Annotated in this window: 16 protein-coding genes; 8 read left to right on the top strand and 8 right to left on the bottom strand. The window is 69.5% G+C overall.

Translation table 11 applies throughout. The features are described 5' to 3' along the window. Nucleotides 1-117 precede the first annotated feature (117 nt). From ACSG06_RS06990 to ACSG06_RS06980, 3 genes are read left to right on the top strand one after another with little or no spacing between them, the layout of a single operon-like run. Nucleotides 118-501 carry a PadR family transcriptional regulator gene (locus tag ACSG06_RS06990; RefSeq protein ID WP_440989543.1) on the top strand — a complete coding sequence of 128 codons (384 nt, stop codon included), beginning with the start codon at nt 118-120 and terminating at the stop codon, nt 499-501. Further along, a complete protein-coding gene (locus ACSG06_RS06985; RefSeq protein WP_440989542.1) occupies nt 501-710 on the top strand; it encodes a hypothetical protein in 210 nt (69 codons plus the stop codon). The genes ACSG06_RS06990 and ACSG06_RS06985 overlap by 1 nt, the downstream gene beginning before the upstream one ends. A gap of 54 nt (nt 711-764) precedes the next feature. Continuing rightward, the gene (locus tag ACSG06_RS06980; protein ID WP_440989541.1) at nt 765-1,046 is read left to right on the top strand and encodes an acylphosphatase; all 282 of its coding nucleotides are present in this window, start codon (nt 765-767) and stop codon (nt 1,044-1,046) included. Nucleotides 1,047-1,079: 33 nt separating this feature from the next. Here the strand turns inward: ACSG06_RS06980 and ACSG06_RS06975 are convergent, their stop codons facing one another. Continuing rightward, nucleotides 1,080-1,844 (bottom strand): aldo/keto reductase, encoded by a 765-nt coding sequence (locus tag ACSG06_RS06975; RefSeq protein WP_440989540.1) that lies wholly within the window; start codon nt 1,842-1,844, stop codon nt 1,080-1,082. A gap of 77 nt (nt 1,845-1,921) precedes the next feature. Between ACSG06_RS06975 and ACSG06_RS06970 the strand changes: the two genes are divergently transcribed. Together ACSG06_RS06970 and moaC are read left to right on the top strand one after the other, a co-directional pair. Further along, nucleotides 1,922-3,361: an NAD(P)H-hydrate dehydratase gene (locus ACSG06_RS06970; RefSeq protein ID WP_440989539.1), complete on the top strand. Its 1,440-nt coding sequence runs from the start codon at nt 1,922-1,924 to the stop codon at nt 3,359-3,361. Next, complete coding sequence (gene moaC, locus ACSG06_RS06965; protein WP_440989538.1) at nt 3,354-3,875, top strand: cyclic pyranopterin monophosphate synthase MoaC; 522 nt, start codon at nt 3,354-3,356, stop codon at nt 3,873-3,875. The genes ACSG06_RS06970 and moaC overlap by 8 nt, the downstream gene beginning before the upstream one ends. 17 nt (nt 3,876-3,892) lie before the next feature. Here moaC and ACSG06_RS06960 read toward each other — a convergent pair whose 3' ends face one another. Then, a complete protein-coding gene (locus tag ACSG06_RS06960) occupies nt 3,893-4,645 on the bottom strand; it encodes an Lrp/AsnC family transcriptional regulator (RefSeq protein WP_440989537.1) in 753 nt (250 codons plus the stop codon). A 144-nt stretch (nt 4,646-4,789) separates the two neighbouring features. Here ACSG06_RS06960 and ACSG06_RS06955 point away from each other — a divergent pair, with 144 nt between their 5' ends. Both ACSG06_RS06955 and ACSG06_RS06950 read left to right on the top strand, forming a co-directional pair. Continuing rightward, complete coding sequence (locus ACSG06_RS06955) at nt 4,790-5,614, top strand: universal stress protein (RefSeq protein WP_440989536.1); 825 nt, start codon at nt 4,790-4,792, stop codon at nt 5,612-5,614. Further along, nucleotides 5,615-6,316 (top strand): potassium channel family protein, encoded by a 702-nt coding sequence (locus tag ACSG06_RS06950; RefSeq protein WP_440989535.1) that lies wholly within the window; start codon nt 5,615-5,617, stop codon nt 6,314-6,316. It abuts the gene before it with no gap. Between the two features lie 27 nt (nt 6,317-6,343). Here the strand turns inward: ACSG06_RS06950 and hflX are convergent, their stop codons facing one another. Beyond that, nucleotides 6,344-7,636: a GTPase HflX gene (gene hflX, locus ACSG06_RS06945; RefSeq protein ID WP_440989534.1), complete on the bottom strand. Its 1,293-nt coding sequence runs from the start codon at nt 7,634-7,636 to the stop codon at nt 6,344-6,346. Nucleotides 7,637-7,945: 309 nt separating this feature from the next. Here hflX and ACSG06_RS06940 point away from each other — a divergent pair, with 309 nt between their 5' ends. Next, the gene (locus tag ACSG06_RS06940) at nt 7,946-8,272 is read left to right on the top strand and encodes an FUN14 domain-containing protein (protein WP_440989533.1); all 327 of its coding nucleotides are present in this window, start codon (nt 7,946-7,948) and stop codon (nt 8,270-8,272) included. Between the two features lie 134 nt (nt 8,273-8,406). Here ACSG06_RS06940 and ACSG06_RS06935 read toward each other — a convergent pair whose 3' ends face one another. From ACSG06_RS06935 to ACSG06_RS06915, 5 genes are read right to left on the bottom strand one after another with little or no spacing between them, the layout of a single operon-like run. Next, nucleotides 8,407-9,132 (bottom strand): ribosome assembly factor SBDS, encoded by a 726-nt coding sequence (locus tag ACSG06_RS06935; protein WP_440989532.1) that lies wholly within the window; start codon nt 9,130-9,132, stop codon nt 8,407-8,409. A 49-nt stretch (nt 9,133-9,181) separates the two neighbouring features. Then, nucleotides 9,182-10,030: an archaeal proteasome endopeptidase complex subunit alpha gene (gene psmA, locus ACSG06_RS06930; RefSeq protein ID WP_440989531.1), complete on the bottom strand. Its 849-nt coding sequence runs from the start codon at nt 10,028-10,030 to the stop codon at nt 9,182-9,184. Between the two features lie 6 nt (nt 10,031-10,036). After that, complete coding sequence (locus ACSG06_RS06925) at nt 10,037-10,516, bottom strand: Rpp14/Pop5 family protein (RefSeq protein WP_440989530.1); 480 nt, start codon at nt 10,514-10,516, stop codon at nt 10,037-10,039. Between the two features lie 52 nt (nt 10,517-10,568). Beyond that, nucleotides 10,569-11,183, bottom strand: a complete 615-nt coding sequence (locus ACSG06_RS06920; RefSeq protein ID WP_440989529.1) for a class I SAM-dependent methyltransferase — start codon at nt 11,181-11,183, stop codon at nt 10,569-10,571. Then, nucleotides 11,164-11,871, bottom strand: coding sequence for an RNase P subunit p30 family protein (locus ACSG06_RS06915; RefSeq protein ID WP_440989528.1), 708 nt, complete (start codon nt 11,869-11,871; stop codon nt 11,164-11,166). Before ACSG06_RS06915 ends, ACSG06_RS06920 begins: the two co-directional genes overlap by 20 nt. Nucleotides 11,872-11,888 lie beyond the last annotated feature (17 nt).

The raw sequence follows: 11,888 nt of genomic DNA, 5'->3' as shown, positions 1-11,888 counted from the left end.
ACCGCGGCGGCACCCCCCTCACACCATGCAGACGACACAGATCGCCCCCGTGACATGGGCCACGAGCGACAGCACCGTTCACGAGTACGACCGTCGACAGCCCGGAGTTGGTCCGGCATGAGCCGCGCCGCACCCGACGGCGGCGGAGCGGGCGAACCGGAGCCGAACACACCCGCGACCCGCGCCGCCGACCTCGAGCTGTCGGCGTTCCAGCTCCGCATCCTCTCGGTCCTCCACGACCGCGAGCGTGAGTACGGCCTCGGCGTCAAGCGAGCCGTGGAGGCCTACTACGGTCACGAGATCAACCACGGTCGACTCTACCAGAACCTGAATCGACTGGTCGACGAGGGGCTGGTGGCCAAGAGCGTCCTCGACGGCCGGACGAACCTCTACTCGCTCACCGACCGTGGCGCGGAGACGCTCTTCGAGGAGGTCGACCACCTCGTCGCGCTCGTCGACAGCGCCGGCGCGAGCGACCCGGACGACCGGGAGGCCGAGTGATGCGGGTCACCGGCTACCTCGACCGCCTCGTCGACCGGTTCGACCCCGACCCACGGCCGGGGGAGGAACTCGAGACCGTGTCCGCCCCCGACGGGACGACGACCATCGTCCCGGTGAACGACGTCCAGGGGACGCGACTGGAGACCAAGTACGCCACCGACGCCTGGATCACGACCGACCGCCTGTACAGCCTCGACGAGCGACGGTGACCCAGGGGCCGGGTCGGAGCCATCGTTTTCAGCCTGGCGACCCCACGACCGCCCATGAGCGAGCAGCGAACCCGCGCACACGTGTTCGTCTCCGGTCGCGTCCAGGGCGTCTACTACCGTGCGAACACCCGCGACACCGCCGACGAGCACGGCGTCGACGGCTGGGTCCGGAACCTCGACGACGGCCGCGTCGAGGCCGTCTTCGAGGGGGACGAGGACGCCGTCGCGACGATGGTGGAGTGGTGTCACGAGGGCTCGCCCGCGGCGAACGTCGAGTCGGTCGACGTCGAGTACGAGGAGCCCGCGGGCGAGGAGGGCTTCCGGATCCGGCGCTGATGCGGGTGGCGTGCGGGCTCGTCGGTCAGCGCGCTACTCGGGGTACAGCTCCAGCCCGCGGTCCAGTCCCTCGATCCGCTCGCGGTCGTCGTCGGTGAGCGAGCGGTCCGCGGCGGCGAGGTTGCTCGCCTGGTGTCCGCGACCGCTGGCCTTCGGAATCGTCACGACGCCCTCCATCCGGCAGAGCCACGCGAGCGCGACCTGCGCCGGTGTGGCGTCGTGAGCCTCGGCGATGTCGGCCAGCACCGGGTCATCGAACAGCCGTCCGCCGGCGAGCGGCGAGTAGGCGACGACCAGCTCGTCGTGTGCGCGGTTCTCGGCGAGCAGGTCGGGCGTCTGGAAGTACGGGTGGTACTCGACCTGATGGGCGAAGATGGGGGCGTCGAGGTGCTCGCGGGCGACCGCCAGTTCGTCCGCGGTGAAGTTCGAGACGCCGACGCGTTCCGTCAGGCCACGCTCGACGAGTTCGTCGAACGCCGGCAGCGTCGTCGCCGGGTCGTACGCCTCGATGGGGCGGTGGACGTACAGCAGGTCGACCGACTCGACGCCCAGCCGGTCGAGGCTGGCGCGGGTCGACGCGAGCACGTCGTCCGGCGCGAGGTTCGTGGCCCACACCTTCGTCGCGAGGAACACGTCGTCCCGGTCGACGTCGCTCCGGGCGAGCCCCGCGCCGACGACGCCTTCGTTGTCGTAGATCTGTGCGGTGTCGAGGTGTCTGTAGCCCGCCGCGAGTGCGCTCTCGATGGCGGCCGGGTCGTCGATGCCCATCGTTCCGAGTCCGACCGGGGGGAGTTCCATGACGAACCGTCCACGCCCGGAACCGAAGCCCTTGCGGAGGGCGCGGATTTACCACGTCCCCGTCCGAAGCCCCGGACATGATCACGAGCGACCGGATGGCCCAGGTCGACGAGAACGCCGAGGGCCTCGGCGTCCCCCGGAAACAGCTGATGGAGTCGAGCGGGCACGCCGTCGCACGCGTCGTCCGCGATGTGGCCGAGTCCGGCGACAGCGTCGTGGTCGTCGCCGGCCGCGGGAACAACGGCGGCGACGCGTTCGTCACCGTGCGCTTCCTCGACGAGTTCGACGTCACGACGCTGCTGCTCGGCCGGGCCGACGCCATCTCGACGGACATCGCCCGCGAGAACTGGGACGCGCTCCAGCAGGCCGAGTACGACACCCGCGAGCTGCGGGACTCGACCGCGGTCTCGCTCCCCGACGCCGACGTGGTCGTCGACGCGATGCTCGGCACCGGCGTGACGGGTGCGCTCCGCGAGCCCGAGGCGACCGCAGCGGGGGCCATCAACGACGCCGACGCGACGGTCGTCGCCGTCGACGTGCCCTCCGGCGTCGACGCGGACACCGGCGAGGCCGCCGGCGTGGCGGTCGATGCGGACCACGTCGTCACGTTCCACGACGAGAAGCCGGGCCTCGCCGCGGTCGATGCCGAGGTGACCGTCGCCGACATCGGCATCCCCGATGCAGCCGAGACGTTCGTCGGGCCCGGCGACCTCCGCGTGCTCTCGCGGGACCCGATGGCCCACAAGGGCGACTTCGGCGAGGTGCTCGTCGTCGGCGGCGGCCCGTACACCGGCGCGCCCGCGCTCTCGGCGCAGGCCGCGATGCGGGCCGGGGCGGACCTCGTGCGCGTCGCCTGCCCGACCAGCGTCGCGGACACCGTGCAGGGCTACGAGGAGGGCCTCATCGTGCGTGGGTTCGCGGGGGAGCTCCTGCGGCCGAGTCACGTCGACGAGCTGCTCGACGCCGCCGTCGACGCCGACTGCGTGCTCGTCGGACCGGGGCTCGGCCGCGCCGCGGGCACGCTCACCGCCGTCCGCGAGTTCCTCGCCGAGTACGACGGGCGGGCGGTCGTGGACGCGGACGCACTCCGGGCGGTCCCCGACGTCGACACCGACGCCGACCTGCTCTGTACGCCCCACCAGGGCGAACTGGTGGCGATGGGCAGCGAGACCGACGAGGACTGGGAGGCGCGGGCGGACCTCGTCGCCGAGTTCGCCGCGGAGCTGGACCAGACGCTGCTCGTCAAGGGCGCCTACGACGTGGTGACCGACGGCGAGACGACCCGCGTGAACCGCACCGGCAACCCCGGCATGACCGTCGGCGGCACCGGCGACGTGCTCGCGGGCATCTGCGCCGCGCTCGCGAGCACGCACGACCCCGTGACCGCGGGCTCGGTCGCGGCGTACGTGAACGGCCGCGCCGGCGATTCCGTCGTCGCAGAGCAGGGCTACGGGATGCTCGCCAGCGACCTGCTCCCCGAGATTCCGCACGCGATGTGGGGTGGTCGCGATGTCTGAGGACGAGGCGACGGGCGACGACGGCAAACCGACCGGGGACGCCCGCGACCTCACCCACGTCGACGACGACGGCGACGCGCAGATGGTCGACGTCGGCGCGAAGCCGGACTCCCGGCGTCGGGCCGTCGCCGAGGGGACGATCCACCTCCGCGAGTCGACCGTCGACGCCATCCGCGCCAGCGAGGTCGAGAAGGGCGACGTGCTCGCGACGGCCCGCATCGGTGCCATCCAGGCCGTCAAGCACACCTGGGAGGCCATCCCGATGTGCCACCAGATCCCCATCACCAACGTCGACACCGAGTTCGAGCTGGGCGACGGGAGCCTCACGCTGACCGTCGCCGTCGAGACGACCGGCAAGACCGGCTGCGAGATGGAGGCCCTGGAGGGCGTGACGACGGGGCTGAACGTCGTCTGGGACATGGTGAAGGCCGCCGAGAAGGACGAGGCCGGAGAGTATCCGGAGACGAGAATCGAGGACGTGCGGGTGGTCGAGAAGACGAAGGAGACGGTGTAGTCGCGTGTCGGCCGCGGTCACTCCGCATCGTGTCCGCGGAACACGCCGAGGGCGTCCGCGGCCGTCCCGTTCCGCGAGAGCACCGTCACGAGGTCGCCCGCCTCGACGGTCGTGTCCCCACGGGGTGTGAGCACCTCGCCGTCGCGCTCGATGGCGATGACGAGCACGTCTTCCGGGAGCGTCTCCTGTTCGCCGGCTTCGGTCAGCGTGAGGCCGACGACGGGCGCGTCCTCGTCGACGGTCACCTCGACCACGTCCGCGTCGCCCGCGAGGCTGACGACGTCGGTGAACGTCGAGGCATGCGTGTCGTCCTCGGGGCCGAACGGCTGGTACGAACGACTGTACTCGGCCTGGACGAGTTCCTCGTCCTCGATCTCGAGATCGAGTTCCGCGATGGCGCGTGCGATGCGGTTCATGTCGTCCATGTCCCGCCCGACGGCGACGACGTGGACGTTCGCCCCACCGGTCATCAGCTCGCGGACGTTGACGACGCCCGGAATCTGGAGGGCGGCAGCCGCGACCCGCTCCCGTTCCGGCACCGGGGCCCGACAGATGAAGAGGTTCGTCAGGTGGTTGCCGGCCCGCTCGAAGTCCACGGCGGCGTGGTAGCCAGTGATGACGCCAGCCTCCTCGAGCTGGGCGATTCGGTTCCGGATGGTGCCGGCGGAGACGTGGACCTCCTCGGCGATGGCCGGTGCGGAGACGTTCCGAGCGTCCGACATCAGGTGGTAGATGATGCGCCGGTCTATCTCGTCGAGGCGCTCGTTCATATCGAGAGACGGTGGCACGTCGCCTACAATCTTACGGGACCAGTATTAAGGTTTGCCCAACCCTAGTGCCTCCAAACTTCTGAATACGTAATTGGACCAGTTAGTTTATCTTGATGCGTCGATTCGGCTGGGGCAGACAGGCAGGTGCCCCTGGAGGGCGGCTCCGTCGGCACCAGACTCACCGCACACATGACACTCCACCCGAAGACGCTCGTTCCAGTGCTCGACGAATCGTTGGACGACGACGCCATCCGGACGGCAGCGGGGCTCGCCGAGGCGGTCGGCCCCGGGTTCCCAGACCCGACCGTCGTGGTATTCTCCATCACTCCCGATCCGACACGGGAGACCGACGAACGACGCCACGCGGCCGCGAAGGCCCTCCACGTCAGAAACGTTCTGGATGCCGTCGACGTGGAGTGGAGCCACCGGGCCACCGAGGACGTGGCCGACGCCATCGTCGCCGCCGTCGCCCAGCGCGACGCCTCCGTCGTGCTGTTCGACGAACCCGTCGACTGGGAGGTCGTCGACGCGGTGGGACGGGAGACCGACGCGGTCGTGCTCTACGCGCCTACCCTCCACGACGGAGTCACCGACCGCGTGGTCGTCGCCGTCGCCGGCGGCCCGAACATGGACCGGAGCCTCGACGTCGCGGGCGTGTTCGCCGCACGCTTCGACCGCCCCGTCCGACTCGTCCACGTGGTCGACCCCGACGCCGACGAGGAGACGGTTGCGGCCGGGCGGTCGCTCCTTCGACGGGCCGCTGACCGGTTCGACGACGATGCAGCGACGACCAGCCTCGTCCGCGACGACGACGTCCCGGCGGTCCTCGCCGGCGAAGACGGACTCCTCGTGCTCGGTGCCCCGACCACGTCCGGTCTCCGTCGCCTCGCCTTCGGCTCCACCACCACGGACGTGCTCTCGATCGCCGATGACCCCCTCATCGTCTGGGGCGAGGGGGGTGACCCGTAGATGTACGTCATCGTCATCGGCGCCGGCGACATCGGCGACCCCCTCATCGACATGGCGACCGCGAACGGACACGAGGTCGTCGTCGTCGAGGAGGACCCGGACACCGCCGCACGGGCCAGCGGGCGGTACGACTGCCTCGTGCTGGAGGCCGACGCGACCGTCGCGGAGACGCTGGAGGAGGCCGGTGCGTCCCGTGCCGACGCGATCATCTCGACCACGGACAGCGACGCGACGAACATCATGGTGATGCTCCTCGCGGACGAGTTCGGTGTCCCTTCGCGGGTCTCGGTCGTCCACGACCCCGAGCACATGCCGCTGTTCAGACGTAGCGGCGCGAATGTCATCGAGAACCCCCAGAAGCTCATCTCCGAGCACCTGCTGCGGGCGGTCCAGCGCCCGTCCGTGAAGGACTGGCTTCACCTCGCCGGCGACGCCGAGGTGTTCGAGGTGACCGTCACCGACGAGGCACCCGTCGCCGACCGACGGCTCCGAAACGCCGACGAGATACTGCCCGAGGACGTGCTCGTCGTCGCCATCGAGCGCGAGGACAGCGTCGTGACCCCGCGCGGAGACACCGTGGTAGAAGGTGGTGACCTCGTCACCGTCTTCTCGAAGCGGGGGTTCGACGACGACGTCCTCGCCGTCTTCGGCGCCGAATCGGTAGACAGCAGGAGCGACCGCGGCGTCTCGCGGTTCCTCTGACCGCGGAGAATCAGACTCGAATCGGTCTCACTGCACTGGCGTCGTTAGGTCGCCAGCCCGCGACCGCGCCTGCTCGACGATGGCCGGCCGGGCCTCGAAGTCGACCACAACGTCCTCGTCGCCGTAGCTCACGTCCTCGACGTTCGCGTTGTCGTGGATCCACGAGACGAGGCTCATCGTGTCCTCTGTCATCGGGAGGACGAGCCGTTCGTGCTCCCAGTCGGGCAGCTCGTCGACGATGCGCTCGCGCAGCTCCTCGACGTTCAGCCCCTCCATCCCCGATACGGCGACGGGGTTCGGCGCGAGCGCGGAGAGCGCCTCGCGCTTCTCGGCGAGTTCGTCCACGTCGACCGTGTCGATCTTGTTCAGCACGGTGACGATGGGCGCCTCGTTGCGCTCGTACAGCGTGTCGTGGGACGTGACGAGCTTCTCGCGGATCTCCTCGACGGGCTCGCTCACGTCCACGACGAGCAGCACGAGGTCGGCCCGGTAGACCGAGTCCAGCGTGGACTTGAACGACTCGACCAGCCAGTGGGGCAGGTCCGAGATGAAGCCGACGGTGTCGGTGAGCAGGACGTCGCGGTCGTCGATGTCCGCCCGGCGGGTCGTCGTCCCCAGCGTCGTGAACAGCCGGTCCTCGGACTCGGCGGTCGCGTCGAGGTCCGGATGCAGGTCCTCGTTGGCGTCGACGTCCAGGTCCGCGGCGAGCCGGCGCAGCAGCGTCGACTTACCCGCGTTCGTGTACCCCGCCAGCGCGACGAGATCGAACCCGGCCTCGTGGCGGCGTTCGCGGCGGTCCTGCTCGGTCTGCTCGATGCGGGCCAGCTCGTCCCTGATGCGGGAGATCTGGTCCTTGATGTCCTGCTCGCGGCTCTCGTCGTACTCGCCGAGCCCCATGAAGCCGGGGTGCTCGTCGCGCTTCGCGAGGCTCGTCTTCGCCTCGGCGCGGGGGAGCTCGTACCGGAGTTCGGCGAGCTCGACCTGGAGCTGTGCCTTGCGGGTCTGGGCCCGCTGGCCGAAGATCTCCAAGATGAGCGTGAACCGGTCCATCAGCTCGGTGTCTTCCGGGAGCTTCTGGCCCAGGTTGTACATCTGGTACGGCCCGAGCCGGTTGTCGAAGATGACCGTATCGGCGTCCTCGCGGGCCGCGAGCGCCGCCAGCTCGTCGGCCTTCCCCTCGCCGAGCTGCAGGGCGGGGTCGGCGGTTCTGGACTGGGTCAGCTCGGCGACCACCTCGTAGCCCGCGGCCTCCGCGAGCTGGCGGATCTCCTCGGTGTCCGCCACACCCTTGTCGACGCGCTTCGCGACGATGGCTCTCATCCGCTCACCTCGGCCGGGCGGCCGGCCGGTCGATGCTGCGACGCTCCCAGCGGGGCACTGCCCGCCGGGCGGCGGACCTCAGGCTCGGCGGTCCGCCACCTCGATTCTGCGAACACGTTGCATACCTGCTGTAGCCGCTCACCCCTCTTGAATCTCTCCCTGCGACTGTCCAGTAACAGCCCCCTACTCGCGTCCGTCTGCCGGTTCCTGTGCCCCACCGACGAGGTGGCGAGCACCCGCCCGCCCTCTGGCGCTCCGTTACATTCGGGCCCCAAAAGACTTATTCAGGAGTCGCGTCCGTATCAGGATATGCTTTCCCTACAGCTCGCTATCGACCCCCAGCAACTCGGGCTGGAGCTCGGGACAGGGGCCGTCATCGGTGGGATCATCGGGTTCGCCGCGAAGAAGGTCGCGAAGGTCATCGCTGTCCTCGTCGGCATCGAACTCGCCCTGTTCAAGTTCCTCGAATCGAAGGGCTACATCACCGTCAAGTGGGACGAACTCAGCGGCGGTATCCTCGGGGCCGCCGAGGGGGCTGGCGAGGTCAACACCGGCTGGGTCGAGCCCATCCTCTCGACGCTCTCCGTCGGTGCGGGCTTCACCGGCGGCTTCCTGCTCGGCTTCCGGAAGGGATAATCGACGGTCGACGCTCCGGTTTCTGTCGTTCTTCTGGCCGATGATCTCTCAGAGAGCCGAACAGCGGCGCCACCACGCACCGGCTCACGGAGCCGCCGCTCGGCGTCGAACGAGTCGAAGAACCGGAGGAGGCCCTACCGCGTGCTCAGCTCGTCCTCGTCCTTGACGATGCGCGTCTCGGCGGTGCCGCTGGTCCGGTCGTTGACCATGTCGTAGAAGTCGTTCTGCATCCCCGCCGGGAAGCGCACGACGCCGATCCACGAGCCGTCGTTCTGCCACTCCTCGCGTTCGAGTTCGCCGTAGCTCCGGACCTGCGCCTGCGTGCTGCCGGCGTAGTCGGCGGGGACGTGGACCGCCACCGTGACCTCGTCGAACCGGATGGGGATGACCGGCCGGAGCGCGTCGAGCGCGTCGTCCACCTGGCTCTCGACGGGCTCCATCGGGTCGACCTTGAAGCCGGCCTGCTCCAGCGCGGACTCGATGCGCTCCGGTGGGTGGGGCGCGTCGTCCATCTGCGGGTTCACCGCGTTCCGGGCGATCTTGTTGACGAGCTGCTTGCGCTTCTGTTCCTGCATCTCGCGGCGCTGCTCGGCCGTGATCTGGATCTCCCCGCGCTTGATGACCTCGGGGATGATCTCCATCGGGTCCGTGGTCTCGAACACCTTCTCGAGGTCGCTCTCGGCGGGGCGGTCGCCGCGGGAGGCGTCCTCGAACACGTCCTCGGCCGCGATGACGTCCTCGAGGTCGCCCTCGAACTCGTCTCGTTTGATGGACAGCGCAGCGTCTGGGTCGACGAGAACCTCGAACCGCGCACCGTGGCTCTCGAGTCGCGCGGTCACCGCTTCGTCGAGCGAAATCATACCCGAACCTTACGCGGGGTGATTAAAAAGCTGTTTCCCGTGACCGGGGTCACTCCTCGGACTCGTCGCCTGCGTCCTCGGACTCGTCGTCCACGTCGCTGTCGGCGTCGTCGTCGCCCGTGTCGTCCGTTTCCGCAGTCGCGTCGTCCCCATCGGTCTCGTCGTCCTCCGTCGCGAGCAGGTCGAAGGACTCGAGGTACTCCTCGATCTCGTCGTCGGTCAGCTCGACGAACTGCTCGGATTCGGCGTCGACGGTCGCCATCCCCACGCCCTCGGGACGGAGGCTGTCCTCGTTGGCCGTCGCGAGCGCCGAGAGGGCGAGCTCGATGCCGCCCTCGAGGTCCGCGTCGTCGTCGTAGTTCGTCTCGAGGTACTCCTGGATCTCGCCGCGGTCCGCGCCGACCGCGAGCGCCTTCCACTCGTAGGGCGTCCCGGACGGGTCGGTCTCGTAGAGCCGGGGTTCGCCGTTCTCGACGCCGCCGATGATGAGCGCGACGCCGAACGGGCGCGCGCCGCCGACCTGCGTGTACTGCTGGATGTGGTCGGTGACGTGCTTCGTCAGCGTCTCGATGCCGATGGGCTCGCCGTAGCGGAGCTGGTTGACCTGGGCGTCACGGCGGGCGAAGTCGATGAGCTGGCGGGCGTCGGCGACGTGGCCCGCGCTCGCGATGCCGACGTGGTCGTCGGCCTTGTGGATCTTCTCGACGCTCGTGCGCTCCATCAGCGGGGAGCGGATGCGCTTGTCGACCGCGAGGACGACCCCCTCGTCTGTTCGGACGCCGATGCTCGCCGTCCCGCGCTTGACCGCCTCGCGGGCGTACTCGACCTGGTAGAGACGTCCGTCCGGCGAGAAGATGGTGATACCCCGGTCGTACGCCTGCTGTTGTTGTCCCTGCATTGTGTGTCACTCGAAATCGGTGGGCGTCGCGCCGACGTACCGGTCGTCGACTCGCACGTCGAGAACGCCGTTTCGCTCGACTGCCGGTCTGTCTTGGTCCTCGAACGCGACGGTTCTCTGGGCCGAGATTTGCCTCGGCCGTCCTAAATACTTTTCTTCACAGGCCCGTATCGTCCCGGAAATCCCGCGGACGACGACGCCGAGGTCGTGGCCGTCGACGCTCGCGACGCAGGCCAGTGCGGCCCGTGCCTCCGCCGCGTGACCGTGCCGTGCGCGGACGACAGCCTCGCCGACGCCCTCCGAGAACTCGAACCGGACGACCGTGCAGTCGACGTCGGCGCTGCCGGGGTCGCCCAGCAGGTTCCCCGCCGCGTACCAGAGCTCGCGCTGGAACGAGCGCCGCGAGAACGAGGCGTCGGGCGTCGACTCCAGCTCCACCGCGAGGTAGCGGTAGCGCGGCCGGAGGTGCTTGGGGAGGTGCTTCACTGTCTGTCCATTCGGTCGGCGCCCGTTTCAACCTCTCGAAGTCGACGGTCGCTCAGACCCGCTCGCCGACGAGCACGCCGACCTGGTCGTGGACCGGCTCGACCGCGATGAGCGCGTAGCCCGCGTCCGTGAAGCAGTCCGCGAGGTGGCCGACCGTGGAGGGGTCGTCGACCTCGGGCGAGTAGAACGGCTCGTCGGGGTCGGGCTCGCCGAAGAACATCACGTCGCCGAGGACGATGCGGTCCGGGCCGAGCGCCCCGAGCACGTCGATTGCCTCGCGTTTCTCCTCGTCGGAGAGGTGGTGCATCGCGAAGTTCGAGACCACCAGGTCGACGTCGCCGTCGTAGTTCGGTTCGCGGAACGTCCCCTCGCCGAACTCGACGTTCGTCAGCCCGGCCTCGTCGGCCTTCCGGCGCGCCTCGTCGAGCATCCCCTCGCTGATGTCCCGGAAGACGACGCTGCCGGCGTCCTCGGCGAGCGAGAGTCCGATGGCACCGGTGCCACAGCCCACGTCGAGGACGGTCTCCGTGCCCGAGAGGGCGTCGCGGGCGTGGTCCAGCACCAGCGAGACGCAGGCGCGGTACTCGTCGGTCTGGTTGTGCTCGTCGTCGTACTCCGCGGCGACCTCGTCGAAGCGGGCGGCGTGTTCATCGATCGACTTCTTCATACCGCCCTCTACGCACGCCGGGTTCTATGAAGGACTCGGACTGGCGCTCCCGGTTCCGGTCGGCAAGCCGGCCCCACTCCGCCAGCCCCTCGCGGATACGCTCCTCGCCGAGACCGATCACCTCGCCGATGGCGGCCAGCTCGCGCGGGGCCCGCAGGTGCAGGTGACTCGTCGGATCCACGCTCACCACGTACGGCACGTCGAACTGGTCGACCATGTCCGCGAGCTTCCGCAGTCCCCGGAGCGCCTGCACCCGACCGCCCCCAGACAGCCGACAGACACGGCTCAGGTCGAACTCAAGGCGCACGCCGTTCTCGACCGCCGCCTTCGCCAGCACGTGGTTCACGTCGCCGTCGCCGCGCATCGGGTGGGCGAGCACGTCCACGCGGTCCTGCTCGACCGCGAAGCGGTTCAGCGCGTTCGTCCCGCCGTGGACCAGCAGCAGCGTGTGGTCGCCCCGGTAGTTGCCGACGTAGCCGCTGGCCTGCGAGGGGTCGTCCGCGCGGATCTCCATCCCCCGTACCACGTCGACGCCCGTCTCCTCGCTGATGCGCTCCGCGTCGTACTCCGTGCGGGCGTCGCCGTGGTTCCGCACCACGATGCCGTCGTAGCCGTAGCTCGCGGCCGTGTGGGCGTAGCGGGCGACGGTCGCGTCGCCGTCCGGATGTGCGTGGACGGCCTCGTACATGGCTCGTCGTCTCTCGG

The organism is Haloarchaeobius baliensis, assembly GCF_052060055.1.
Taxonomy (GTDB): Archaea; Halobacteriota; Halobacteria; order Halobacteriales; family Natrialbaceae; genus Haloarchaeobius; species Haloarchaeobius baliensis.
Note: the sequence above shows the minus strand (reverse complement) of the source record. Positions and strands in the feature narration are given on the sequence as shown.

What these genes read in the sequence shown, in the direction of transcription:
- ACSG06_RS06960 (WP_440989537.1), bottom strand. Translation starts at nt 4,645, where the DNA reads ATGAACGAGCGCCTCGACGAGATAGACCGGCGCATCATCTACCACCTG.
- ACSG06_RS06940 (WP_440989533.1), top strand. Translation starts at nt 7,946, where the DNA reads ATGCTTTCCCTACAGCTCGCTATCGACCCCCAGCAACTCGGGCTGGAG.
- hflX (WP_440989534.1), bottom strand. Translation starts at nt 7,636, where the DNA reads ATGAGAGCCATCGTCGCGAAGCGCGTCGACAAGGGTGTGGCGGACACC.
- ACSG06_RS06985 (WP_440989542.1), top strand. Translation starts at nt 501, where the DNA reads ATGCGGGTCACCGGCTACCTCGACCGCCTCGTCGACCGGTTCGACCCC.
- ACSG06_RS06970 (WP_440989539.1), top strand. Translation starts at nt 1,922, where the DNA reads ATGATCACGAGCGACCGGATGGCCCAGGTCGACGAGAACGCCGAGGGC.
- moaC (WP_440989538.1), top strand. Translation starts at nt 3,354, where the DNA reads ATGTCTGAGGACGAGGCGACGGGCGACGACGGCAAACCGACCGGGGAC.
- ACSG06_RS06975 (WP_440989540.1), bottom strand. Translation starts at nt 1,844, where the DNA reads ATGGAACTCCCCCCGGTCGGACTCGGAACGATGGGCATCGACGACCCG.
- psmA (WP_440989531.1), bottom strand. Translation starts at nt 10,030, where the DNA reads ATGCAGGGACAACAACAGCAGGCGTACGACCGGGGTATCACCATCTTC.
- ACSG06_RS06990 (WP_440989543.1), top strand. Translation starts at nt 118, where the DNA reads ATGAGCCGCGCCGCACCCGACGGCGGCGGAGCGGGCGAACCGGAGCCG.
- ACSG06_RS06980 (WP_440989541.1), top strand. Translation starts at nt 765, where the DNA reads ATGAGCGAGCAGCGAACCCGCGCACACGTGTTCGTCTCCGGTCGCGTC.
- ACSG06_RS06935 (WP_440989532.1), bottom strand. Translation starts at nt 9,132, where the DNA reads ATGATTTCGCTCGACGAAGCGGTGACCGCGCGACTCGAGAGCCACGGT.
- ACSG06_RS06915 (WP_440989528.1), bottom strand. Translation starts at nt 11,871, where the DNA reads ATGTACGAGGCCGTCCACGCACATCCGGACGGCGACGCGACCGTCGCC.
- ACSG06_RS06920 (WP_440989529.1), bottom strand. Translation starts at nt 11,183, where the DNA reads ATGAAGAAGTCGATCGATGAACACGCCGCCCGCTTCGACGAGGTCGCC.
- ACSG06_RS06950 (WP_440989535.1), top strand. Translation starts at nt 5,615, where the DNA reads ATGTACGTCATCGTCATCGGCGCCGGCGACATCGGCGACCCCCTCATC.